The sequence below is a fragment of the Burkholderia sp. AU31624 genome (genome assembly GCF_020420065.1).
Taxonomy (GTDB): Bacteria; Pseudomonadota; Gammaproteobacteria; order Burkholderiales; family Burkholderiaceae; genus Burkholderia.
This window is the reverse complement of the sequence record NZ_JAIZRT010000012.1, coordinates 124539-148887: the sequence shown is the minus strand read 5'-3', so window position 1 is coordinate 148887 and position 24349 is coordinate 124539. Positions and strand designations below refer to the sequence as shown.

Annotated in this window: 19 protein-coding genes and 1 pseudogene; 5 read left to right on the top strand and 15 right to left on the bottom strand. The window is 60.0% G+C overall.

All coding sequences use genetic code 11. The annotated features are described in order from the left end of the window. Nucleotides 1-69: 69 nt before the first annotated feature. The 6 genes and pseudogenes from LGM89_RS33950 to tssI all read right to left on the bottom strand — a co-directional run bounded on the left by LGM89_RS33950 (nucleotide 70) and on the right by tssI (nucleotide 9909). The gene (locus tag LGM89_RS33950; RefSeq protein WP_089493988.1) at nucleotides 70-387 is read right to left on the bottom strand and encodes a hypothetical protein; all 318 of its coding nucleotides are present in this window, start codon (nucleotides 385-387) and stop codon (nucleotides 70-72) included. 164 nt (nucleotides 388-551) lie between these two features. Further along, a complete protein-coding gene (locus LGM89_RS33945) occupies nucleotides 552-926 on the bottom strand; it encodes an Imm10 family immunity protein (RefSeq protein ID WP_089493987.1) in 375 nt (124 codons plus the stop codon). A gap of 46 nt (nucleotides 927-972) precedes the next feature. Then, nucleotides 973-1500: pseudogene (locus LGM89_RS33940) on the bottom strand (RHS domain-containing protein); the annotation flags it as partial. A gap of 103 nt (nucleotides 1501-1603) precedes the next feature. Beyond that, on the bottom strand, nucleotides 1604-2026 hold the full coding sequence (locus tag LGM89_RS33935) for a hypothetical protein (RefSeq protein WP_089460360.1): 423 nt from the start codon (nucleotides 2024-2026) through the stop codon (nucleotides 1604-1606). Beyond that, nucleotides 2019-6692, bottom strand: a complete 4674-nt coding sequence (locus tag LGM89_RS33930) for an RHS repeat-associated core domain-containing protein (RefSeq protein WP_226275352.1) — start codon at nucleotides 6690-6692, stop codon at nucleotides 2019-2021. Before LGM89_RS33930 ends, LGM89_RS33935 begins: the two co-directional genes overlap by 8 nt. Nucleotides 6693-6729: 37 nt before the next feature. After that, nucleotides 6730-9909 (bottom strand): type VI secretion system Vgr family protein, encoded by a 3180-nt coding sequence (tssI, locus tag LGM89_RS33925; RefSeq protein ID WP_226275351.1) that lies wholly within the window; start codon nucleotides 9907-9909, stop codon nucleotides 6730-6732. A 322-nt stretch (nucleotides 9910-10231) separates the two neighbouring features. On the opposite strand from tssI, the gene LGM89_RS33920 reads away from it, so the two are divergent. Continuing rightward, nucleotides 10232-11032 (top strand): transporter substrate-binding domain-containing protein, encoded by an 801-nt coding sequence (locus tag LGM89_RS33920; protein WP_089439092.1) that lies wholly within the window; start codon nucleotides 10232-10234, stop codon nucleotides 11030-11032. Between the two features lie 59 nt (nucleotides 11033-11091). On the opposite strand, the gene LGM89_RS33915 is transcribed toward LGM89_RS33920, so the two are convergent. Further along, the gene (locus tag LGM89_RS33915) at nucleotides 11092-11295 is read right to left on the bottom strand and encodes a hypothetical protein (RefSeq protein ID WP_011350748.1); all 204 of its coding nucleotides are present in this window, start codon (nucleotides 11293-11295) and stop codon (nucleotides 11092-11094) included. Between the two features lie 345 nt (nucleotides 11296-11640). After that, a complete protein-coding gene (locus LGM89_RS33910) occupies nucleotides 11641-12183 on the bottom strand; it encodes a hypothetical protein (protein ID WP_226207850.1) in 543 nt (180 codons plus the stop codon). Between the two features lie 460 nt (nucleotides 12184-12643). On the opposite strand from LGM89_RS33910, the gene LGM89_RS33905 reads away from it, so the two are divergent. Continuing rightward, the gene (locus LGM89_RS33905; RefSeq protein WP_413227492.1) at nucleotides 12644-13666 is read left to right on the top strand and encodes a sensor histidine kinase; all 1023 of its coding nucleotides are present in this window, start codon (nucleotides 12644-12646) and stop codon (nucleotides 13664-13666) included. A gap of 1 nt (nucleotide 13667) precedes the next feature. After that, entirely contained in the window at nucleotides 13668-14402 is a 735-nt protein-coding gene (locus LGM89_RS33900; RefSeq protein ID WP_089493982.1) for a LytR/AlgR family response regulator transcription factor, read from the top strand. Between the two features lie 69 nt (nucleotides 14403-14471). Here LGM89_RS33900 and LGM89_RS33895 read toward each other — a convergent pair whose 3' ends face one another. Next, entirely contained in the window at nucleotides 14472-14981 is a 510-nt protein-coding gene (locus LGM89_RS33895; RefSeq protein WP_226275350.1) for a hypothetical protein, read from the bottom strand. 377 nt (nucleotides 14982-15358) lie between these two features. Next, nucleotides 15359-16702 (bottom strand): virulence factor, encoded by a 1344-nt coding sequence (locus LGM89_RS33890; protein WP_413227491.1) that lies wholly within the window; start codon nucleotides 16700-16702, stop codon nucleotides 15359-15361. Nucleotides 16703-16772: 70 nt separating this feature from the next. On the opposite strand from LGM89_RS33890, the gene LGM89_RS33885 reads away from it, so the two are divergent. After that, nucleotides 16773-17252, top strand: a complete 480-nt coding sequence (locus tag LGM89_RS33885) for a hypothetical protein (RefSeq protein WP_226275349.1) — start codon at nucleotides 16773-16775, stop codon at nucleotides 17250-17252. Nucleotides 17253-17406: 154 nt separating this feature from the next. Here the strand turns inward: LGM89_RS33885 and LGM89_RS33880 are convergent, their stop codons facing one another. The 5 genes from LGM89_RS33880 to LGM89_RS33860 all read right to left on the bottom strand — a co-directional run bounded on the left by LGM89_RS33880 (nucleotide 17407) and on the right by LGM89_RS33860 (nucleotide 23413). After that, complete coding sequence (locus LGM89_RS33880; RefSeq protein WP_226275348.1) at nucleotides 17407-19317, bottom strand: DUF262 domain-containing protein; 1911 nt, start codon at nucleotides 19315-19317, stop codon at nucleotides 17407-17409. Nucleotides 19318-19554: 237 nt separating this feature from the next. Beyond that, the gene (locus LGM89_RS33875) at nucleotides 19555-20931 is read right to left on the bottom strand and encodes a hypothetical protein (RefSeq protein WP_226275347.1); all 1377 of its coding nucleotides are present in this window, start codon (nucleotides 20929-20931) and stop codon (nucleotides 19555-19557) included. Nucleotides 20932-21388: 457 nt separating this feature from the next. After that, the gene (locus LGM89_RS33870) at nucleotides 21389-21589 is read right to left on the bottom strand and encodes a helix-turn-helix transcriptional regulator (protein ID WP_226275346.1); all 201 of its coding nucleotides are present in this window, start codon (nucleotides 21587-21589) and stop codon (nucleotides 21389-21391) included. Nucleotides 21590-21696: 107 nt separating this feature from the next. Then, a complete protein-coding gene (locus LGM89_RS33865) occupies nucleotides 21697-22677 on the bottom strand; it encodes a hypothetical protein (protein ID WP_226275344.1) in 981 nt (326 codons plus the stop codon). Then, a complete protein-coding gene (locus LGM89_RS33860; protein WP_226275343.1) occupies nucleotides 22670-23413 on the bottom strand; it encodes an HNH endonuclease in 744 nt (247 codons plus the stop codon). The genes LGM89_RS33865 and LGM89_RS33860 overlap by 8 nt, the downstream gene beginning before the upstream one ends. A 284-nt stretch (nucleotides 23414-23697) precedes the next feature. On the opposite strand from LGM89_RS33860, the gene LGM89_RS33855 reads away from it, so the two are divergent. Next, on the top strand, nucleotides 23698-24189 hold the full coding sequence (locus LGM89_RS33855) for a ribbon-helix-helix domain-containing protein (RefSeq protein ID WP_226275340.1): 492 nt from the start codon (nucleotides 23698-23700) through the stop codon (nucleotides 24187-24189). Nucleotides 24190-24349: the final 160 nt, after the last annotated feature.

Sequence of the window (24349 nt, the reverse complement as noted above, 5' to 3'; positions counted from 1 at the left end):
CGCTGATGCTTCATGAAAAAAGGACCGCTTGGCGGTCCTTTTTTACTGTGGCGCGCGGCACATGCCTCGTCAGAGCAGAATGAACTCGTCGTTGTCGACGTAGTACACAAATGCGTCGAATAATTGCGCGACGCTCGGTTCGTCGACTTGGTCATGCGCGTTGATCACGATGTCCTCGATCGTCGCGCTGTCCAGCGTCACTTGCCAACCGGGGTGGCAAGCGATGGCAGGCAACGCTTCGTCTTCAGCGTCGTTCGCGTCTTCGGAGAATGCACCCTCCGTGTCAAGCGTCCATGGCATCGGAGGGAGATAGAGCCATCCGGAGAAATCGCCCGGGCGTTCGAGAATGTGTTTCAGCGACACGACGGTCGCGGGGGTGGTCGACATGGGGTATTGCGGTGATAACAGAGGTAAATGGGCCCGCGTGGCAATGCGGCGGGCGCAACGATATGCATGCGCTGCAGCGCTCGTGTCAGCGAGCCGTGATTATGCCAATTCCGCACGCGTGAGGTTGGTCCTGCGACCGTTGTTGCCTCATGCCCGGCCGCAAATCAATCGAGGTGCAGCGTGATCCTCTGACCCGCGAAGATCGCCGTCAGCCCCTGCTTCAAGTGCTCGAGCCGATCGGTTGCACGCACTTCGATCGTCACCAACGCCAGCCCTCCCGGCCATGCGACATCGCGAGACAGTTCGATGTTGAGCATTTCACCCTGCAGCGAAACCGACGCGACGCCACCGTATCCGGCCACGCCATCGACTTCCATGTAGTAGGTGTCGAGACCGAGCGCCTCGTCCTGCTCGTCGTCTTCGGTTCCGCGCTGCAGGATCACGTAACTGGACGGTGGGTCGTGGTCCGCGAGGCCGACGATGTGGACGCCCTCCTCGAACATGTAGGTCACGATATTCGCGAAGAATCTGAAGTCCATTTCGTTAGGATCCTGATGGATATACGGGATTAGCGACGAACGGCGCGATACCCGCCGCCTTCGACGCCCGCGCGATCACCTCCCGCGCTTCTCCCCACGCCTTATACGACGCCTCCCACACCACATCGCCTTCATCATCCGTCAGCAATTGCGGCGTGCCGATCTGGTCGCAGTGGTAATAGAACGCGTGCGCCTCACCCACCCGTTCCGGCAACCGTTGCAACGGATCGTCTTCCGGTACATAGCGATCGGTCTCACGGCGTGACGGCGTCTCGAACCCGTCTACCGATGCACTTACGTATTGCACCATCGGCACGAACGAACCCGCTTCGTAAAGGTAATGCGTGCTGCCCTGCTCCCCGCTCTCATACGCCAGCGTATCGCCATCCCACCCGAACACCGTGCGCTCGCCGTTCACCTCTTTCGCAATCCGACGGCCCAGCGCATCGTAGTAGTACCGCGACTCGCTCCGGCGAGCCACCTCGTCAACCGTCGCTGCAGTCATCCGATTGAACGCGTTCCACTCGTAACGCTGCTCACCCGCTGGCGATCTGCAGTGGACGAGATTGCCTCGCATAGTTGCTCGGTTTGCAGTCGCCAACCTTCAAGAGTGGTTGGCAAGCACTTTCCCCCACTCAAAATCACCGCCTTAAATTTATAAATAGAATTCTCTCCTATCAGGCCCCGACAGCCAAATCCGGCAGAGAAATACCATTTCTATCCAGTATAGACATTGCCCTATCCAAGAACCTCAAAGGAAGACCCGTCTTCTCCCCATAAAGATCAACAATCCCAACCTCCACCACACTATCAACCAAATTAGAAAATTCATTTATTAAATCACTACTAGACAGCGCATCCTTAAGATCATCTGGCATTGGATCACCCCGCCCATTTAGATCAAGCAATGCGCCTCGCGAATCCCACTCCACCAAGCTTCGACTGGAAACTATCGAATCCAGATGATTCAACAAGGCGTCGATAGCTGGATGAGAAATCCCCTTGGCTTCACAGTACCGCCGCAAGCACAAAGACGCATAGAGCTGCTTCCCTTCAGAAGGACAGCTCTCCAATTTTTCAAGCAGCTTCACTCTATCCATGATGTCCACATCGTTGAATTAAATTCATATTAAATTTCCTGAGCAACGGATTACACACCGTACACGGCGTCTTGTCAGTGCCATGAATTCCACTCGTACTATTTTTACCACGCACGTTGGCTACAGATATCGTCGCACCATCCAAGTCAACACCCTTGTTTCTTGCTCTTGCGATCGCATTCACCTCAGCACATTGAGCATCGAACTCATTCGGCGGAATATCCTTCAATGCGTCCCCGACCTCTGGATTAGTAACGCCACCTTGATTTCGCCCAATAACGATACGCCCATCCTTGGAAACAATCACAGCAACGGTATTCGGTCGCTGCGATGCCGGCAGATTTTGTGCTTTATCTGCAAGCCGGCCCGCAAGGGTGCCACTCAAGCCCAAAGGATCCACCCACTGCACTGGACTTGGCGTGTATTGATAGACGTTCAGCCCACCCGCAAGTCCAATTGGATCCTTCGATACGAATCTACCGCTCTGCGGGTCATAATACCGATACCGGTTATAGTGCAGCCCCGTCTCATCATCAACCTGCTGCCCCTGAAACCGCAGCGAATTCCTCGGCGTAATCCCCGCCGCCTTCGACGCCCGCGCGATCACCTCCCGCGCTTCTCCCCACGCCTTATACGACGCCTCCCACACCACATCGCCTTCATCATCCGTCAGCAATTGCGGCGTGCCGATCTGGTCGCAGTGGTAATAGAACGCGTGCGCCTCACCCACCCGTTCCGGCAACCGTTGCAACGGATCGTCTTCCGGTACATAGCGATCGGTCTCACGGCGTGACGGCGTCTCGAACCCGTCTACCGATGCACTTACGTATTGCACCATCGGCACGAACGAACCCGCTTCGTAAAGGTAATGCGTGCTGCCCTGCTCCCCGCTCTCATACGCCAGCGTATCGCCATCCCACCCGAACACCGTGCGCTCGCCGTTCACCTCTTTCGCAATCCGACGGCCCAGCGCATCGTAGTAGTACCGCGACTCGCTCCGGCGAGCCACCTCGTCAACCGTCGCTGCAGTCATCCGATTGAACGCGTTCCACTCGTAACGCTGCTCACCCGCTGGCGATCTGCGATGAACGAGATTGCCGCGCGCGTCGTACGCGAAATGCTCCCCCGCGTATTGCTTCAACAGGTTGCCCAACACCTTGGGCACTTCCGCGGGGAACGTGCTCTCCGTAGCACGTACCGGACTCGGCCGGCTCTCCGTGCGAGGCGGCTCAACACGTACCGGGTCGATGATGTTGCTCGCCGGATCGAACGCGAACCGCTCCTTGCCCGCCGGACCAATCGACTCCAGCAACCGTCCGACCGGATCGTAACGATAGTCCGTCAACCCTCTGCGATTGTCTTCAATCTGCACGAGCTGGCCGGCCGCATCGTAGCGATACCGGCGCTCTGCCAGCGGCGCGGGTGCATTCGCACGCTGTACCGTGCGCTGCGCCAACCTGCCTGCGCGATCGTATCCAGTGTGTTGATCGATCTTGCTCGGCAGGGTACGTAATATCTCGCGATGCAGATCATCCCGCTCGATCTGAACGAGTTCCTTGCCGTCCAACATCAGTCCGTGAACATGTCCCGAGCCATACGTGAGCCAGTCGACAGCATGGCCGTCCGGCCGGACCGTTCTGATGCGGTTGCCGATTTCGTCGTACTGGTGATGCCACACGAAACTCCGGCTCGCGCCGAACAGGTCGTAAGCGTGATGCTCACGCACCAGATTGCCGACCGGGTCGAAGAACCGTTGAACGCGGCTATATCGATTGCCGGCCTCGATCAATCGTCCCAGCGGATCGTAGGCGAAACGCTCTGCCTCTTCGCCGACCGACCGGCCATCAAGCCGCCCACCGCGATCGTAGGACATCGTCATGACCTGTCCCGCCTCGTCGACCGACTCGAGACGGCTGCTCGCCTCGTCATACGAATAGCGCGTGGCCTTCCCGTCGAAATCGATCTCCTCGATCAATCGGCCTGTTGCGTCATAGCGGAACGTGTAATTCGCGTGATTCTGGTCGGTCAGTCCGACGATCCGACCGAGCCGGTCATAGCGATACGACAGCGATTGCCCCAATGCATCGGTGCGGATATTGATACGCCCGCTCGCGTCGTATCCGTAACGCGTGTTGCGGTTCAGCGGATCGATATGCGTCAGCAGACGCCCTTCCGCGTCGTAGCTCAACTGCTCGCGCCCCGCCGGCGACACGACTTCGATCAACTGGCCATTCGCGCCATAACGGTATGTCGTTACCCCACCCTCGGCATCTTTCGCTTCCGAGAGGCGACCCTGAGCGTCATACGCCCACTGCGATGTCTTGCCCGAGCAGTCGGTATAGCTGATCAACTGGCCGACGTCGTCATACTTCAGCGCTTTTACGCCCCCCTTGGCATCCTTGATCCGGGTAAGCAGCCCTCGCTCGTCGTACGCATACTCGGTCTTGTGGCCGAGCGGATCGACCTCCGCAACCATGTTCCCCGCATCGTCATATTCACGCAGCCACGGGTGCCCAAGCGGATCGGTCACGCGGACGAGTTGGTCCTTCTGGTCATACGCCATCTCGACCACGCTGCCGTCGGTACGTTGATGGCGGACGAAGTTGCCGCGCGCATCGTATTCCATGCGCTCAACGGTACCGTCGCGATGGATGTACTGAACGAGTTTGTCGTTCGCATCCCGGTACATCCACTCTTCGCTACCGTCCGGATGAATCACACGGAACGAATAACCCTTGCTGTCGTAGTAGTGGTGCGTGACATTGCCAAGCGCATCGGTCACGCTGACCATCCGGAAGTCCGGATGCCACGCGAGGCGAACCTCATCGCTGCCGTCATCGGCGTATTCGCGGAAGCATTTTGCCTTCGGCCCGTCACCGTTCCACTCGAGGTTCACACCTCGACCGGTGCGATCGGTATATCGCGTCACGAGGTGATGTCGATAACGGTATTCGCGGCGATTACCGTAGCGATCCGTCGCCCCGATCAAGTCGTTCTCGTCGTCGTACTCATAGTTCGCAAGCGTGCCGACGTATTCGCCTTGTGCGTCATGATGAGTGACGCCAACGATCCGCCCTCGCATGTCATGTCGGAACGCAACCTGAACGTGCGGTGCAATCAGGCGATGCAACCGCCCTTCCGCATCGTAGTCGAGCGTCACCTGATTGCCGGCGCGGTCCTTGACGAATGCGAGACGGAACACGTTACCGTGCCGCTCGTACGCTTCGAGCAACACATGCCCGCGCGTCACGGTCAGCCACTGCTCGTCCAGCCGCAACAACGTTTGCCCCTCGGAAAGATCATCATGCGCACTTCCGACGCGGAGCAGCGGGTATTCGATACTTCGTCCGGCGGCGTCGTGATAGACGAGCTTTTCTGAGGCAATATCGAAACGAGTCGTATACGGCGTAATCCAGCGTGCGCCCAGTTCGCCATGCTCGTCGTTCGCGTCGAAGAACGATCGATAGGTACGCGCCCAGACAATGGGCAACGGCCCGTCGATCGTGAAATCTTCGTGATTGATCTGCTCGTCGCCGAGCGCGAATCCGATTGAATTCAGGGTGGCGGCAGGTGGCGTCTTCACCGGGGTATGTGTCAGGCAGCAATTCGGCCCCGGATGATGCGCTTCAGTGGTTTTTTGAACCTCGTCAATTCGATGCTGCGCACGCGTCTCATTGACCTTCGCCGTCGTGTGTTCCTGAATCCCCGTCGTCTGCGGCTTCGGATTGCGCTTGTGCCAGCTCCGCATGCCGTCTTCACCGATCGTGATGATCCACCCGATCTTGCCCGCATCGTTCCCATCGAGCTCGCGAATGCACTTCTGAACCGTCGGAATCCGCTTGTAGATATCGTCAGCGAAGAGCTGCAGCTTCTTCGTCGAATTCGGGTCGATCAAATCGGCGGCCGAGGTCACCGTGTTGATAGCGATCTTCCCCTCGACCTTGCGGATATCCGAGAGGAATCCCCCGATATTGTCGAGAACCTTCCTGCCGTCATACGCAACGATAGCCGCCCCGACACCCTTCAGATGCGACCCGGCCGACTTCACGTTGTGCCCGACTTCGTACTTCTTCCCCGCCGCGTGTGCGAACACGTCGGCGATCGCCTTCATCAGATCGCCGATGAATTTGGCGCAGTGGTCGAGCAGTTCCTTCAGCCCGTCACGTATCACCTTCAGGAATTTCTCGATCTCGCCCGCGTAACGCTCCTGCACGTTCGCCACCATCGCCGAGATGATCGAATCGCGCAGCGCCAGCATGGCAGCCTCCCCCGCTGCCTTGCCGCTCTCGACGACCTTCTGTCGAATCAGCTTCAGCACCGGGCGCGCGCCAAGCCGAAGCTCGGCCGTAGCCGGCGGCAGCGGCACGACCCCGATCAGGTCGAGACCGAGGTTGACCCAGTCGAACATGTCGATCGGTTTGTCGCCATGCTCGATCATCGCCTTGATATCGAGCACCGCATCGACTGCCGCAAAGATATTGGCCAGAACCGGCACGTTCTCCGCGACCGTCTTCAGCCGGCCGACGTTGACGACGCCGCCGCTGACCTTGATCAGCCACTTGTCGAATGAATCGATGCCGGCCTGTACGTCGGCCTCCGTGATCTTCATGATCGGAGACACGAACACATCGGTAGGTTTGGGTTGAAGGACGCCCGCAGCGGTCATGATTTTTCTGTTCTCGAATAGGTGAAAGGGGCGACGCTCAGCTCATTTTCAGCACGGCTGCGGCGCTACGCGCCGTCTGCGCGAGACCGCTGACCTGCTGAGCGGCAGCACTCAACTGGCCCGCTTGCGACAGCGCCGCCTGCGCTCCCGCCGGCAGCATATTGGCCGCAGCCTGCTGTGCGATACCGAGGCCCTGGCCTGCCACCGCCTTCGCCAACGCGGCTCCGCCCTGCGACGCCGAGCTCGCCAATCCCGCGACCGTTTTCGCCGCACCCAGTGCATTCGACGCACCCGCCGGCAACATGCCGCCTACCGCCTGCTGCGCCATGCCCATGCCTTGACCAACGGCGGCCTTCGCCAGCGCCGCGCCACCCTGCGTCGCCGCACCGGCTAGGCCCGTCAGCGCGCCGGCGGCACCGCCTGCTGCCGGCAAAAACGAACCGAGCTGCGCCTGCGCGGTTTCCGCGGCGCCTGCCGCCGGCGCCGGATTGGCCGGCCATGACGCCACGTCGAAACGGCTCGACTGCTGATCCTGCGAGCGGGGATCCTCCCCGAACTTCACCTGCACCGCCCCCGGTGGCAGGCCGCTCACGATCATGTGCCCGTTGTTGTCGAGCGCTCCTTTCTTCAACAGCCCGCCATTCGCATCAAACACCGAGAACAAACCGCCCTTCACCGGTTGGCCGTTCCCGTACGTATGCAACAACTCCAACTGCCCCGGCTGATCCGGCCGCGGGCTCGGCAACGGATACCCCATGCTCGCCGGCCCCGCGAACGTATGCGACGCCCCCTTCACATCCACCGCACCCGGCGTATGAATCTCGATGTTCCCGCCTTGAATGCGGATATACCCGCCGCCGCTCGTCAGCAGGATCCCCTGATCGGCCGCGATCTCGATCCGGTCCGTCGCCGACACCACCTTCACCGCCTTCTGCGCGGTCACCTCGATGTTGTCCGACTGCGCCTGGATCTCCACCTTGCCCTTGCCTGCGAATAGCTTCATCCCCGCGTTCTGCACAAATAGGCTCAGCTTCTGCCCGATGCTCCCGATCAGCGACTTTCCTGCGGCCACATGCACGCTCTGCCCGCTCGCCACGTTCACGTGATCGTTCGCGACCACATGTACCGACTGCTGCGTCGACATCCCGATCCCCGACGGGCTGCCGAACAGCATCACCGGCTCCTTGAACGCGTTCGCGTTACCCGTGCCGCCGCCGGCCGTACGCCCGCCCGACGCGCTACCCGATGCGCTGTCCTGCGTCGCATCCGTGAACGCGCGCATCGTGTCCTGCGCGTCCTTCAGGCTTTCCGCCTGATGCTGCTCGCTCACGCCCGACATCGCCTCGACGAGGCTCTCGCCCGTCACGAGCTGCTGCTGCGCTTCCTTCACGTCGAGCGGCTGGCTGTTCGCCGCCTTCGGGTGCGTCGTCACGTACAGGCCCTGGCTCGCCCGCACCGCGCCATACGCATCCGAGCGCAGGTCGAACCCGCTGCCGAGGTACGACCCGCGCGAATTGCCGTTCTGGTCGATGATGTAGCCCAGATGCAGCAGGCTGTTCGCGCTGCTGCTCATCAGCTGCACGCGGTTCTGCCCGGTCGCGTCGTCCATCACGAGCTGGTTGTAGCCGCCGCCCGAATACTCCTTCGACCGATACCCGGACAGGATCCCGTCGGTATGCCATTGCGGCTGGTTCGCGCCGTTGTACACGCGCCCGACCGCGAGCGGCCGGTCGCAGTCGCCGCCGACGTAGTCGATCAGCACTTCCTCGCCGATGCGCGGCACATGCACGCCGCCGTAGCCGCCGCCCGTATCCGACTGCACGACGCGTACCCAGCACGACGCGTTCTCGTTGCCCGGATTCAACCGGTCCCACACGAACTGCACGCGGATCCGGTTCAACTCGTCGGTATAGACCTCCTCGCCCTGCGGCCCGACGACGATCGCCGTCTCGAGGTGCATCTCCGGTTTACGATGCTCGAACGGGCTGCGGTACGGCACGCTCACGCGCTGCGCTTCGACTTCGACGAGATAGAAGCCGGCCGATCCGTCGTCGTGCTGCACGCGAAACGCGGGATCGGTACCGTAGTTGTCCTGTGCCTGCGTCAACGCTTCGCGCAGGCTGTACGGAAAGTCCGCGCTGTCGCTCGCGACGGGCAGATTGTTCTCGATCCACCACGCCACCTCGATCGCGGCGAATTCGCGCTGATCGGCGGGATCACGATCGTGCTCGGGATGGTCGGCCAGCGTGAAGCGCCGGCCGGCATCGATCGCGCGCACTCCGCCCGCGGCATGGAAACGCTTCGCCCGCGACTCCCACTCCTCCATCTTGATCTTCGTCAGATGGTCGCCGCGCGTCTGGTCGAGATAGGTGTAGGCGCCCGTGTACTCGTAAACTTCGAGTTGATCCGGCAACTCGCCCTGGCCGCCCATCGTCGGCAACGACGTGCCTTTCGGGTTCGACGGCTGCGAAGGATTCTTGTAGTCGAACGTGCGCGTCGTACGCGTCACGCTCTGCAGCGTGCGCGTACCCGACCATTGCGTGAACGCGTCGGGTTCGCTGGCCGCGTCGCCGCGATAAAAGCGCACGGTTTCCGGCGACAGCGGGGCGAACGCCTGCAGGTTGTCGGTGATCACGAGCGTATGCGACTTGCCGTCGTCGGCCTGCTGCCATGCGCAATAGAGCCCCTCGTTCTCCATCAGCCGATGCACGAAATGCCAGTCGGTATCGTGCTGGCGCGTGTACGAGCGGTTCGGCAAGGGCTTGGTCAGCGCGAAGCGGAAATGCCCCTGCGCCTGCGGGTGCTGGTTCAGCACGTCGCTGATGATCTGGTCGACGGTCGTGTCGTTCCAGAGCCGCTGATCGCGACGAAACTTCAGGAAGTGGGTGAAATCGGCGAACGCGAGCTGATAGGTCGTGAGCCCACCGTCGTCACCGAGCCGGCGCGCGGTATGCACATAGCCATTGATCGGCCGGTAACCAAGATCGCCTTGCTGGATCCACAACGTGACGGGCTGGGCGATCAGCTTTTTAAGTTCCACATCGCTGTCGATCGACAGCACGTCGAGCGTGAACTCGTATGCGCGCCCAATACGTGAGCGACCGACTGCCCGCTGAACGGTCAGGACGTTGGCCCCCAATGGCGTATCGAGCTTCAGCAACCGGTCCTGCTGAAGCAATCCGCCGCGCAATGCGGCGATTGTGTTCTGCATGTTCATGAACGGCCTTTTTTCTTTTGACACGCCCTCGGATGGCGCGAGCATTCGATTTTGCTCGCGCGATTTTACAGACAAAACCTCGCACGCCCTCAAATCTGACCTGATTTAAACGAGCAGAATCAGATCAGTCCGCGTGCCACGCGGGTGGACGGCAACCATGCCCGCCGTCCCGCACATCGATGAAATCGCTTTCAATCAGGGCCAATTCGACTTCCGGCGCGGCCCGGTTGCGAGTAGTGTCTACGTGCCCGTCTTGCGGCCCGCCGCGCCCCCACCCGGCGCCGGCGCCAACCCACACCACGCTGACCACTGGAGATCTGCGATGAAACGTTCGAAATTCCTGCTGTCGGGCCTGCTGCTCGCGTCGGCCCTCGGCTTCACGGCCGTTGCCGCGCACGCGGAAGACCTGCTCGATTCAGTGAAGAAAGCCGGCGTGCTGCGCGTCGGCCTCGAAGGCACGTATCCGCCGTTCAACTCGCGCGGCACGTCGGGGCAACTCGAAGGCTTCGACGTCGACGTCGCGAACGCGGTCGCCGGCAAGCTCGGCGTGAAGACGCAGTTCGTCCCGACCGAATGGAGCGGCATCATCGCGGGCCTGCAGGCCGGCAAGTTCGACGTGATCGTCAATCAGGTCACGATCACGCCGCAGCGCAAGGAAGCGCTCGACTTCAGCCAGCCGTACACGTACTCGGCCGCGCAGTTGATCCAGCGCAAGGACGACTCGCGCAACTTCAAGTCGCTCGACGACTTCAAGGGCAAGAAGCTCGGCGTGACGCTCGGCACCAACTATGACCAGATGGCGCGCACCGTGCCGGGCATCGAGGTGCAGACGTATCCCGGCGCGCCGGAGAAACTGCGCGACCTCGCCGCGGGCCGGATCGAGGCGACGCTCGACGACCGCCTGATGCTGCCGTACATGATCAAGACGTCGAACCTGCCGCTGCGCGCGGGCGCGGTGCTGAACGGCGGCAAGCAGGAAATGGCGATCCCGTTCCGCAAGGGCAACCCGAAGTTCGAGAAAGCGATCAACGACGCGCTCGATTCGTTGCACAAGGACGGCACGCTGAAGAAGATCTCGATGCACTGGTTCGGCAGCGACGTGACCGTGCCGGTCGCGCAGTAAGCGGCCCGGCGCTTCAATGCGTCACGCCCTTCGTCTCGACGAAGGCGTGACGCTTCCCCTCAAGCCGCTTCGTCGAAGCGCGCCAGCAGCATCTGGCCGATCGGTGTCAGCGCCGGGCGCGCGGCCACGGCATTCATACGCACCTGCGTATCGTCGACCAGCCGCTTCTCGACCAGCACGGCGAAGGCCGGATTCGATGGATCGACGCTGTCCGGCGCACGCGCAACGCGCAACAGCATCGAGAATTCATGCGGACTCAGCATGGTCCCTGTCTCCTGATCGTCCGCGGTCCGGTTCGAACCGTCGTCGATCGTATTTTCGAATGAAATGGCGCGATGCATGACCACTGCGGCGCCGGGAGCGAGATCCCGGTCGGCCCCCACCTGCGACGCGAGCACGTCGTCGCGAGCGGGTTGCGCACGTTCCCGGTTCGGCGGTGCCGCCGCGACGGGAACGTGCAACGTTATGGGCGCCCCATGACGCGACCGTGACAGGAAAACGGGGCGCGTCACACACCGCTTTCGGTTCGATGCCGCCACGATCGACGAAGACGGGCCGCATCGCCTGTCAGGCCGTCCACTGACCACTCGCGGGCCGTTTCGCCCCCTTCATCGCGGATCGACCGAATACGGGAAACTCCCCTGCTTCGATCCGTTCGCATGGCGCATGCAGCGCACGACTACGTTCACCGCGCGCCCGAGCGTCATCCCGATGAGCACGCCCCATACCGCGAACGACAACATCACGAAGCCGCCCGTCGCCGCCCACGGCGCATGCACGGCGACTGCGTAATGGATGCCCGTTTCGGCGACGAACGTCAGCATCAGCGTGACGAGCAGGCTCGCATCGCCGGGCAGGCGCACGCGCAGGCCCGACGAGGCCGGACGGAACGCGAGCCGCCACCGGCTTGCGTGCAGCCAGCCCAGCGCCGCGCCGCCCAGGACGGCCGCCAGCGCGACTGCGTTCGCGTCGATGCCCGCATGCGGAAAGCGTTCGTTCAGACTGACGATGCCGAGCATCCCGAACACGACCGGCGAGATCAGCGGTCGGGCAGCCGGTACCTCGCGCGGGAAACAGCGCTTGATGCCGATATAGAGCAGCACGCAGAACATCACGTAGACGTAAGGCTTCAGGTGAAGGAGCGCGGACATGGTCGGAGTCGCCTGATCGGAGTGGACACGGCAACACCGTACTGCCGGATCCCGGCAGGCGGCGGGGGCTTGCGACGGGCGGCCGGAATTCGCGGACGAGTGGCGCGTCGCGGCGATGATCGCTCGGCTGATCGGGAAGACCGATATGCCCGCGAATCCGGCGGCCGGTGACTTCCGAACCGAAAGGCCGGCGCTTCATGCTCGACACGACACCTGCCGCGTCTGGTGTCCTTCCGCAGCCCCTTCCACTACACTCGTGACGGAAACCGGCCAACCGTCGGCAGCCGACGCGCTTCGTCGCGGCCGCGCACCGTTCGTCGCAATGCGTGCGCAGTCGGCCCGCCCGGCAGTAAGGTCAAGACCATCAGCGCATCGCGCGCCCTCCTCACCCGACATCATGCGAGCCACGTCCGACCCTTCGCCGATTTCGCCGCCACCCGCCAGCGCGGCGCCGCGATTGTTGCGCGATCCGGCCGCACTGCTCGCGTTCGCGTGCTTCAACTCGGTCGTCGGCCTGGGTTTCTGGGCACTCCATTTCCAGGAACCGCTGTTGCCCGACCTCGTCGTCGCCAACGCGATCGGTTTCTCCGCGCTGCTGCTCAGTCACGCCGCCGACTGGCTCCTGCCGCGCAAGCCGGGGCTCGCGCTCAAGGCTATCGTAATCGCACCGGCCAGCGTGCTCATCGGTTTCGAGATCACGGCAGCGATCATCAGCGGGAACGTGCCGCACGTGTTCGGGCGTGCCCGCATCGGCACGTGGGACAACTACGGGCCGTCGTTTCTCATCTCGGCGATCCTGTTTGTGTGCGTGTCGCTGTTCCTGCAGTCGATGCGCATGCGCGCGACGCTCGAGACCGAGCGCCGCGAAGCCGCCGAGGCGCGCCAGGCCGAGACGGCCGCGCGCCTGGCGCTGCTGCAGGCGCAGATCGAGCCGCACTTCCTGTTCAATACGCTCGCGAACGTGCAGAGCCTGATCGAGCGCGATCCGGCGCGCGCGTCGACGATGCTCGACAGCCTGAACCGCTACCTGCGTGCGAGCCTGCGACGCACGCGCGATGCGACGTCGACGCTCGGCGAGGAGCTCGAGCTCGTCGACGCGTTGCTGAAGATCGCGTCGATCCGGCTCGGCGAGCGGCTTTCCTATGCGATCGACGTGCCGGCGGATCTGCATGCGCTGCCGTTCTCGCCGCTGCTGCTGCAACCGCTCGTCGAGAATGCGCTGCTGCACGGGATCGAGCCGTCGATCGACGGCGGTGTGATCGTGATTCGCGGCAGGATGCGTGGCGACAGCCTGGAACTGAACGTGATCGATACGGGCGTCGGCCTCGGCAAAGGCAACTCGCGCCTGCACGGCGGCGTCGGGCTCGCCAACGTTGCGGCGCGCATCCGGACGCTGCACGGCGAGCGCGGTCGCGTCTCCGTCGAAACGAATGCCGCCGCCGCGCATGGCGTCACCGCTACCCTGCTGATTCCGATCGACTGACATGCCGACCGCCCTCATCGCCGACGACGAACCGAACCTGTCCGCGTCCCTCGCGCAGCGGCTGAATCAGCTCTGGCCCGAACTGGACATCGTCGCGATGCCGCGCAACGGCATCGAAACGCTGGCCGCGCTGAACGCGTCGCCGCGACCGGACATCGCGTTTCTGGATATTCGGATGCCCGGCATCGACGGGCTGAAGCTCGCGGCGCTGGCGCCCGACGTGCATGTCGTGTTCGTCACGGCCTACGACGAATACGCGGTCGACGCGTTCGATCGTGCGGCGGTCGACTATCTGCTGAAGCCGGTGACGGACGAGCGGCTGCTGCGCTGTATCGCGAAGCTGCAGCGCGGCGGGCCTGCGCTTGCGCAGGGCGATGCGCTCGCGCAGGCGGCGCAAGCGCGGGACGCGGCGCCGATCCGATGGCTGACGGTAGGCGTGAAGGATGCGACGCGGCTCGTCTCGGTCGACGACGTGCTGTACTTCCAGGCGTCGGAGAAATACACGGAAATCGTGACGGCCAGCGAACGGCTCGTGATTCGCACGCCGCTGAAGGAACTGATGCAGCGGCTCGATCCGGAGCGGTTCGCGCAGGTGCATCGCGGCGTGATCGTTGCGTACGCAGCGATCGATCGCGTCGAGCGCGATCTGTTGGGACGGTTGCGGATCCGCGTGCATGGGCAGCGGGAGATGCTGCCGGTCAGTCGTGCTTATGCGGGGTTGTTCAGGCAGATGTGATGCTATCTGCCTCCATGCGCTGTCCCCGGTGGGACGACACTGCCGCCATGTCGTTCGCCGGCGCACGGATCAATTACAGGCGTCGAGCCCGAGCACACCTGTTCGCAGCATCACACGTCCCTTGTCCTTGATGAACGACAGACTGTATGCGCGAATGCGCTGCCCGGCGACGCACTGGGCACGGCTTGTATCGATCGAGTAATTGAATTCGGAAACGCACTGCCCGACGGGGAACGTCGACGACGTACGCACGGCATCGGGGCTGTGGTCGCGTCCGGGATAGTACAGATAGGCCGCGTCATGCGCGTTCTTGAACGATCCGAACACGTCCGGATGCTGCGCAAGGAATGTGGCAACGGCGCGCGCCCGTGCCGGACCGCTCGTCGTGGCCGCAAGCGACCGCGATAGCTCCGTGATGTTCGTGCCGAGCGAAAACTTCGGCGCTGCATACGCGGCGAAACCGTCCGGCGACGGGAATGTCGCCCAGAAGTCGCGATCCATCTGCCGGACCTCGGCTTGCGTCAGGCAGTCTTGCGCCGACGGTTGGGAAAATGCGACAGCGCTGCCACCGGCCAGCACTGAAACCAGGACGGTGACGCACCACGTCTTAACGATCTGCATTTTTCTTTTTCTTGGCAAAGGTAATGTGAAACTCGTTATTGAGGTCTTGCGTTGTGCTCTTTTCGAGCTCGATGCCCTTGGCCAAACGGTCCTGCGTAAACCAGATAACTGGCGGGCACGAAGAACCCCTTCAGTTCTGAGGCCTTCTGCATGCCGAAGTTGATCGTTTAACGCTACGAACGGCGCGCCCGGATTGAGGCGAGTCGGACCAGAGAGAAGATGCCCGTCGGCGACAGCAGCGAATTATGCTGCCGCCCGGTTCCCAATCTTCACCATTGGTTGCTGCGAGAGATGCGTGTGCAGGAAAATGACACCTCGCGTGGCTAAATCCCCGGTCAGTAGGAAAAGCCCTGCATGCCGTAGTCGGTGTCGTGTCGACGCCCCCACCACGGTAGATACGCATTGTTCTCGCCCCGCGCGCGGAACCAGTCCTTGTCCGGGTCGATCGGCGTGATTCTCGACGGCGGAATCACCACCACCGCAGTCGGATGCTCCGCATCCGTCGTCCCCGCCACCAGCACCTTCTCATCCAGGTGATTCGCCCGCCCGATCGCCAGCACCACGTCCGTCAATGCCGTACCGGCGCCCATCGGGCCCAGCAGCGCCGGCGTATTGAATGTCTGCTCCCGAAAGTCGTAGTCCGGCAGCACTTCCGTCAGCGTCTGCGACAACGCGCCGATCCGCTCCGACGCCGCCTCGCCACCGCGGCCCGCGTCATGCACCACGAAGTTCAACGATCGCACCGTCACGCCCGCATTGCGCGCCGCACCGTCGATGGTGGCTTTCCACGCCTGCACCGCTCGCGTGGCGCCGGCCTTCGTCTCGTAGTCCTTGACGTTGCCCGTCGCCGCTCGGCCGATCCACGCCAGCGGTTCGCGCTCCGTCTTGAAATTCGGCCCAACGAGAAACAGCACCACCATGTTCTCGTTGATCTGCGCGTCCTTCGGCGGGAAGCTCGGCGCGTCCCAGTTCATCACCCAGGCGCTCTTGTCGGGGTTCGCCTGCAGATACTCCAGTGCGCGGTTCAGCGACGTGAAACCTGCATTTGCGCCACCTTGGTTGACGTGGACGTCGGGAGGCGTGTCTTTGCTCCAAAGATCGACCGCATATTTGTTCCCAATCTCAAACTCATCGATGATGCTTTCCTGCAGATACCTCTGCGCCTCGTCAGCATCCAGTCTATCCGGCACCGCAAACTCCACATGGATGCCGGCCAGTTCACGCCAGTCTCTCTTTTTCTTGGACTTGACCGTGTAGAAATACTTGGCGTTCATCACATAGCGATCACCGAACAGTCCGAGCACTTTACGGACGTATTTGTGATAGAAGCCTTTGAAGGTTTCCGCTCCTTGGTTGCCGTATACGAGCGCACCAATTGACTGGAGCTTCGCAAATTTCTGCGGCATCGTCCGAACCATATCGTCGTTCTTGTTCGGCTGAACAAGCCCCATTGTCCAGAGAACCTGCCATTGCGTCGGATAGTCGCGCCGCTGCAACGGGTTCAGCCACTCCAGTCCAACGACTTGCGCGACGAACGGTTGAGTATTTTCGTTCGCATTCGCCGCAGCGGTATCTTTCTGTATCACGGCATCCGCATGCGCAGGCGTCATCGTCATGATGGTCGATACAACCAACGCCAAGTTTGCTACCAAGGACGGTGCTGTCAACAGTCGCTTCATCCAGTCTCCTGCGCCCGATTCGCCATAAGGCATCTGTGCTGATAAAGCACTCAAGCCGCACATGATACCCATGGTGAAAATCCACCTGCAGGAAAAGAGAGAAATCAGCCCGGATTTAACTGCCCGCTCGTTACAAGAGCGTCACCAACACCAAGCAACGAATTTAAAAATGAGACCCTCCAAAAAATCAGCACGAATATCCGATACGCGCTGCCAGAATGGTCCCAGGCAAAGAAAACCTGAATACGACAAAGGGCGACGCAAACGTCGCGTCGCCCTTTGTTGTGAAATGTGTTGCGAGGATGTAGTCGACTCTCACGAAGCCGGCAACATTCGCCCACGAACGTGCCGCTACATTCGATGCCGAAACGATGAACCGGGCTACATGTCGCCGCACGGAACCAGCGACAACGCGCGAGCCGGGAAAGTGAACGCAGAAACGACAAAGGGCCGGGAGGCAAAACCTCCCGGCCCTTCGTTCAATTTGGTGCGGCTGCAGCACTCGAATCGTCGACAAAAACGGTTTAAAATCAAGCGGCTGATTTTCTAATACCGAAAAAGTACCAACAAGAATACCAACAAAATTCTCGGATTTCCATATCCGGCAATGGAATCCGTCATTCACTGAAAGATGGTTATGGACACCCGGCGCTAGAGGTGGATCCGCCTTGCTTCGCAGGCAAGGCAGCTTGTATCCGACATCTTCACGGCGCTATGACCATGTCCGCCTCGATATTTTCCTCATCGACGGAGACGTCCTCGCCCTCCTCCTGCTCATCTCCAGTCTCCGTGTATGTTGCTTTGCCAGTCGCCTGCTCTATCAAGGTCAGCAAACGCTTTTGCCGGTCGACCATAAAAGCTTCGAACGCGTCGCTGCGCAGGAGCGCAGGGTCAATCATGTGCGAAGCCAAATAGCCATCCAACCGCTTCGGGTCGATCGCCGGCGTATTTTTATCCCCGTTCTCCAGCTTGGCCAAATATTCGGAAGGCGCAACACCCCCGATGATACGGTTGGTGCGGAACGACAGCGGCGTCTTGTTGATGATGCAATCGTAAACGGCCGGCTTGATGCCTTGCCTCTTGCACCAATCTTGGGGAAAGATGTGGTGAATATCGACGTTTTCCCCAAAGAACACGGTGTGGTCAAACTTCTGCCCGGAGCGAAAATCCTCCGCGCCTTCCTTCATCAGCAACGCGTTCACGCCTTTGTAGGCTGCCGACAAACGCATGCGCATCGTCTTCAATCGGTCGGCACGGAAAAGGGTCTCGCTTACGGTAGAGGGTTCAGGGCCGCCTTGAAGCCAGCGCGGAACCTCCATGAAATCGCGAGCAATACGCGACTCTACTGCGGAGCCGTACAGTTCCCCAAATACACCATTCCAATACCAGCGCACAAGTTTGGCGCGATTTGCCTCATGCTCCCAAGCGTCGCCGATGTCGGCGATGATCGCAGCAAGCGGCACTATCTGCGACTGATAGGGAAGGTCGAAGATCCGGTAGATATGCAGCATATGCAAGAACTTCGCGGCTTGCACGAAACCATGCTCGACCTGCTTTTCGTACCGCTTATAAGCCGCCAGCGGCAGATTCAGCAACGCCTGACGGTTGCCGATCACAGCAGGAAGCTCTTTGCCAGTCTTGCCGGCGCGTTCCGCTTCGCGGCGGCGGTCCCGCGTATAGAACAACGAGATCGCCTGCAGAAAGTCGGTGTTGCTAACGTTAGCGATGATTCCGGCCTCGGAGTCGGCTGGCCGCTGAGTGTCCACGAATCTGCGGTGCCGGCCCCTGTGCTCGTCGTTGCCGTACCAATCCTTGCGAAGCTCATGACCGTCCGCGGCGTACATTGCCGTCACCAGCTCGAACGCGTCCAACGGCTTGCCGCCAGTGTTTACCTTCTCGAATACAACGCACACTGCTTCCTTCGATGTGGTTCGGTCCAGCGAAATCACGGGCACGCGGTAATACTTGAAGTTCTCCAGCACTTGGCGCTTAAATGCACGGAAAGCCTCGCGGACTGCTTCATGCTCATCTCCACGCCAGTGCTTATCGAAGCCATCCTGCCACCGGTCCCAGTCGAAAACCCGCGATACGGGATACATCAACGCCGCGTATTCCTTGTCGGGCAAGGAGAGGTCTAGCGCAACCTCGCGACCGAAATCGGTACGAATTACCCTGTCCTCGGGCACGCCGATAATGGCCTCTTCTCGGTCAACGGTATCATCCAAGGCTTTACGTATGTCGATGTAGAACCAGCGTTTCACCTTCTTGTTCTTCGGCGTTACTGTCTCCACGACCTTGCCGCGAATCGTTACCTGATACAGCGAAGTCATACGCTGCTGACCGTCCAACAACAGTGAATGCGGCGTAACGTTTTTCGCCTCGATTGGCGCCCCCTCCACCGGCCGGGGCTTGAAGTTCACCTCGCCGCCGGTTTCAAGCGTCATGAGCGCACCCACGGGAAAGGCGCGCGAAATCGACGCGATCAGACTTTTGATGCGATCCTCATCCCACACCCAACTCCGCTGAAAGTCGGGCAGTTGCAGCACGCCACGATGACAGTCGTCCAGCAACTTGTAGAGATCGTAGGGGTTGGTCTGAAAGGTCGAGCCGGCCATTTTCGTATTGTCCTTGATTGTTTATGCGGCCCCAGCTCGCCAACGCGGAATTGCGGACATGGATGATGAGCGAGGTAGGCTCGTTTCACCCATGTCCAGCCTTGGCGTTCAGTTCAGCCGGGATGCCAAAGTCTACCCCACCTCAGGCTACTTTCCGCCAGCTCCGATTGCAGCGTCCCATAGAGGGCACATTGGCGTGGAATCGCTGGACGCGATGACCGCGATTCCACGCCGGCGTCAGTCATCTGGCCACTCGTCGAACATGCCCCGCACCCGCAGCGGGGAATCAGGCCACTCATCCCCGTCGTCGCGCATGCTGTCCGGAGCCTGAATCGCATCCCGACCGGCACCAGCGTTACGGGCCAGCAATTCGGCCGTCAACGCCTCCAACTGATCATACGCAGCCGGAGCGCTGCAACGCGAATACACGACCTCTTGGAGGTGCTCGCGCGGCACGAACTGCCCCGTGTACTTCAACACTTCAGCCAGCCCCGGCCGTATCCCGTTTTGCTGAACCTTCCAGGGAATCCTCAGATCGATGCCGGTTGCGTCAAAAACCCGGCTACGAATCGCAGAAAGGCGCTTACTTCTGGCCTTTTCATCCTCATACTCGCGCAGCACCGGATAGTCGCCGAACTCCGTACCCGCAATATGCAGGGATAGGCACCGCCGATCCTCGTTTGGCAACGCGAGATTGAAGATAGTCGTTTTTCGTATCCGGCTAACCCTCCATTTTCTTGCTAGTTGCAACCTCTCCTTGAGCAAATTAAATACTTTCTCATAGGCACCCGGATTATTAAGCCACTCATCCGGTCGATTAAGACCATTTTCCGCCAACCATGCCCCATGCGGAGTTACTTCGATTCGAACGGTGCGCTCAGATCGCTCCTGCACCTCAGATTCCAGTTCAGGATCGTCTATTTTCTTCAGAAACGCCTTCTCCACGCCGGGTTGTTTCACATAAAGAGTCGCTCCAAATGCCCGATCCCTGATATACAAGGTAAACACATCATTGGGCCACTCCGCCCCCTCCGGCTTGACATAAACCTTTTTCTCTCCCGGCAACGAGTGCGGGCCGCGATTGAGGACCGACTCGGCGTGCTGCCGGACATCGTCAATTAGGAAAAGTGCTTCCGTAGAACTCGCGCATTCCTTTAGAAACGTCAACGTAAGCGGGCCGATCTCTACATTCTCCCACGGCAAACAAGTCAGCCCCTTTTCAGTACAGCCACGACTAGCAAGAAAATGTCGCAGCAATGCCCAAGCAATACTTGCCGCCCAATACACGCCATTGACAAGTTCTCGGTTGTGTCCGACGGAACAGGCAGGGATATTCACACTTAACCAATAACCTCCTATTCGACCGTACCGAATCCCACCGACGCCAACCGCCTTCACCACAAATCCGGCACCGGTCAAAGGGCTTTTTACCTCAAAATCGTAAAACTCTCCACGCCTGCCATCTGCATCATCGGGTTCCCACGGAAAACAACATTCCGCATACTCATCATCGGATATGTCGGACTTCAACGAAACAAAAATCTGTATTGAATCACACACGCGACCTCCATTATCGACAATGGCGACTGCATGCTGATTATCTTCATCGATCACTAATCTTCATCGCTGGCTCAGCCGAAGGCTACACATGCAGCCATGCTTTAGGACGACACACAAGCCAATTAGGCTTATATGTCCATACAGCCAAGCAACATACGGCCAAGTAGCGCATATGTATAGGCTACATACTATCAACCGTTTAGCTTATAGCTGTAATAGTTACTATTGGCGCGTTTTTCAGTTCTAGTAGGCCATCTTAACTGGCACGAAAGGCCGCGCGGCAGCCTCTTGCGCCTGCGGCTAACGAACCTCGCACTCAAGTCACGAAAGCACCTCGTGCCACACAGAGCCCGACCTTCCGGGACATGTAGGCCGCGAAAATTTCGCCGCTTCGACGAGCATTTTTCAGCATCACCCGGACTGAAAAGTGGGCCGCGATTGTGCGCGCTGTTCAGCCGGGCGAAGTCGATTCGGTGGATAATCAGCTCCAATCGTTCCGATATTATCTCGGTTAGTGCATCAAGCCACGCTCTTTACGGCGGCGCTCAATCCACTCAATGACCTCCCCGTAAACCCAGTAACTCGATCGACCATTTTTCACCGGAGCAGGAAAAAGCCCCTTTTTCACAAGGGCGTACATATAAGCAGGACTCATCCCAGTTAGGGATTTGACCTCCGGCTTCTTTATGAGGGTGAACCAATCTTTTTTCATACAGGGACATCTCCTTTTCAAGTTATCTGTGCAGATCGCACAAGACACACGATATTCCCCGAGGACACCCCTGTCACCTGTGCAAACACGCTTGCACACCAAAATTTCTATCGATCCATCTTGCTTTTCACCCTGAAGTGACCGAACGCGGAAACCAGCGCTTCCGGTATTATCTCAATCAGCTTGCTGGAATCCTTGGGCCAATCGAATTCGATAGACTTAGCGCCACCTAGAAGACTAATTCCCGTATTAATCTCCCCTCGCCCAAAATCGAGAGCAGATTTTGCGTTCTCGATCAAGACGCCGATATTTATATTCTCCATAAGGTCGAGAGAGACACACTGCTCCATACCTTTTAACGCCTCGCCGCTTGCTGACAAATTCTTTGACGGCATGATCTGCAACAACCAAGATGCCCACAGGTGAGCCGATTCCGCGAACTCTTTAAAATAGCCCCTGATCGAACTCTGTTTGAGAGCAATCATTTCGGCCGCAGCTTTTTCGGCACCACCCTTTCCATCACCATATCGCCTTTTCGAGGCATTCTGAAAAACACAACAACCGAGCAAAACTAAGCCCGAGACAAATCCCTTTTTAAAGCGAAGATCTACACCAGCTTTCCGCAGAAATTTCTCATAATCATCATGAAATTCAACGATCTCTATAGGCGACGCAATTAACACGCTTCCCCTTTCGTTTTGGTCCGTCAGCGAGGGAAGATGCTCGACCGCGTGCATCTCATTTCCGGATTTCACCCACTTGTACTTTTGACTTGACGGGTCAACTGGCTGCCCCGCGCCCTTCAGATCGCGCATAATGCGAACGTGTTTGACCGCTGAACGATATAGCCTTCTCAAATCGTCATCTTCTGGCTTCGGAAACAGCATCCATTCGCCGATAATCAAGCCTTTCGAAACATCATGATCGGGGAGTTTGATTTTCATTTTTTTGACACCCATGAAGCAGCATCCACGATGCGTCGGGTACGCACACTCCGCTGCCGGCAACGGCGTTCCTAATGAGCGGGACACCGTTGCGGTCGAGCAAAAAAAGGACTTGTTTTCCATAAACGGCGGATCTTCAGGCATCTAGCACGTCTTCGCGCGCCAGGAACAGGTCATGGTGGCGCTTCAGTTGAGCCGGGGACGGCTGATCATTCAGATCGGTGGGAAGCGCAACGAGGCGGCGGCTGCGGTATTGCGCGTACTCGGTGCATTCCAGTGACCGCGAAACGGCCACCCGCCCTTCGGCATCAACGGCAATCAGGTGTAGATCAAACAGTGTGTGGATATCTGCGCGCAGCACAAGCCCGTTGGAGGTGGCGTAGTTCGTTTCCAGTGAATGGGGGACGATGTGAGCCGCTTCGAGCAGCGGCTCGACCGTTGAGCCACTGACGGCGCAGGTGCAGCCATAGGCGCGCAGAAGCCGGTCGCGGAACTCGGGCTGGCCACGGCGCGTCTTGATGGCGACGAGTTGCCGATTCTCACTGTCTCCGGCGGGGCCGTCAGATGCCACATCGTGCCTCGCCGCTGGCGCGGTGGTTCCGGCCTTGACATCGGCTTGTGGCCCATCCGCCGGTACCGACGCGAAGCGGCGGAAATCCACGTACTGCTGTTCGAGGTCGTGCCCCACCGTCCGCCATCCCGCGCGCTGCCACGCCAAAGCATGGACGTGTGAGTCGGTATTGCTCCAGAACGGCGGGTGCTCGTAAGCCGAGGCAGGTAGCCCCTTGGGAAGGATCGTGTTGATCTCTTCAAAGGTGAGCCGGACGGTGTCGCCGGGCAGGCTGCGCAGATGCGCTCCAAGGGCGTCGTATTTCGCCATGTCGTGATGGGTAGCCGGCCTGATCCACTGGGATGGGTTTTGGAATCGCCAGCATAAGCGGGAATGAGGTCCGAAGGGGAATGACTGCCCCACGAACTGCGCGGCGCACGAAAACTTGCTCCCTAGTTGATAGCCCCGTCAACTGCACTCTCGTGCCGATGCAGGGCGGTAGCTACCTCTGCGTGCAAGACGGACTAATGAAAATTCTTCTTGCCAAGAAGTGGTTCACATGCAACCATAACGGTTCACGTTGTCAACCATAGAACCTATACGGGGAAAATTTTATGTTCACTTTCCGACCGCCGCCCGACCTCGAGGCGCAGCTCGAATATCTGTCTCAGGCCACGGGACATACCAAGAACACCATCGCGAGTCTCGCACTGGCGCAGTACCTGAAGACGGCCGACCTGAGCAAGATGCCGCTCTCGAAGCCTGTCATGGAGTCCGACTTCGATCGCCACATCCGCGAGACCGAGGCGCAGCGGGAGCAGTACAAGCTCGCACACCAAATCGCTCACTGGAGCAGCACGAACCAGATCTGGAGCGCCAAACCCGGCAAGAGCCACGGAGAGCCCTCGCCGGCCATCTACGGCCGCAACGTCGTTGTCGGCTTCACCGACTCCTTCAAGCCCGATGGCAAGACGTGCGATCGCGAGCTGTACGTGATTAGCCGCAACCTTGCGAGTGTCGGCATGGGGACGGACAGCTACCACCTGTACGTGACGAAGTATCAGGACTGGGACGATTACATGGTGGAGGTCAAGCCGAAGCGCTAAGGGTGCTGGCGCGCAACCCAATCCGGCTGCGGCCGGTTTTTTTTGATCGCCGGTAATGCCGATGATCAAAAGGGACCGGTCGGTCGGATGTTCGTCGCCGCGCAGTCGAGAATGGCCGGACCCTGGCCGACTACCGCCGGTCGATTCGAGCGCAGCCGTT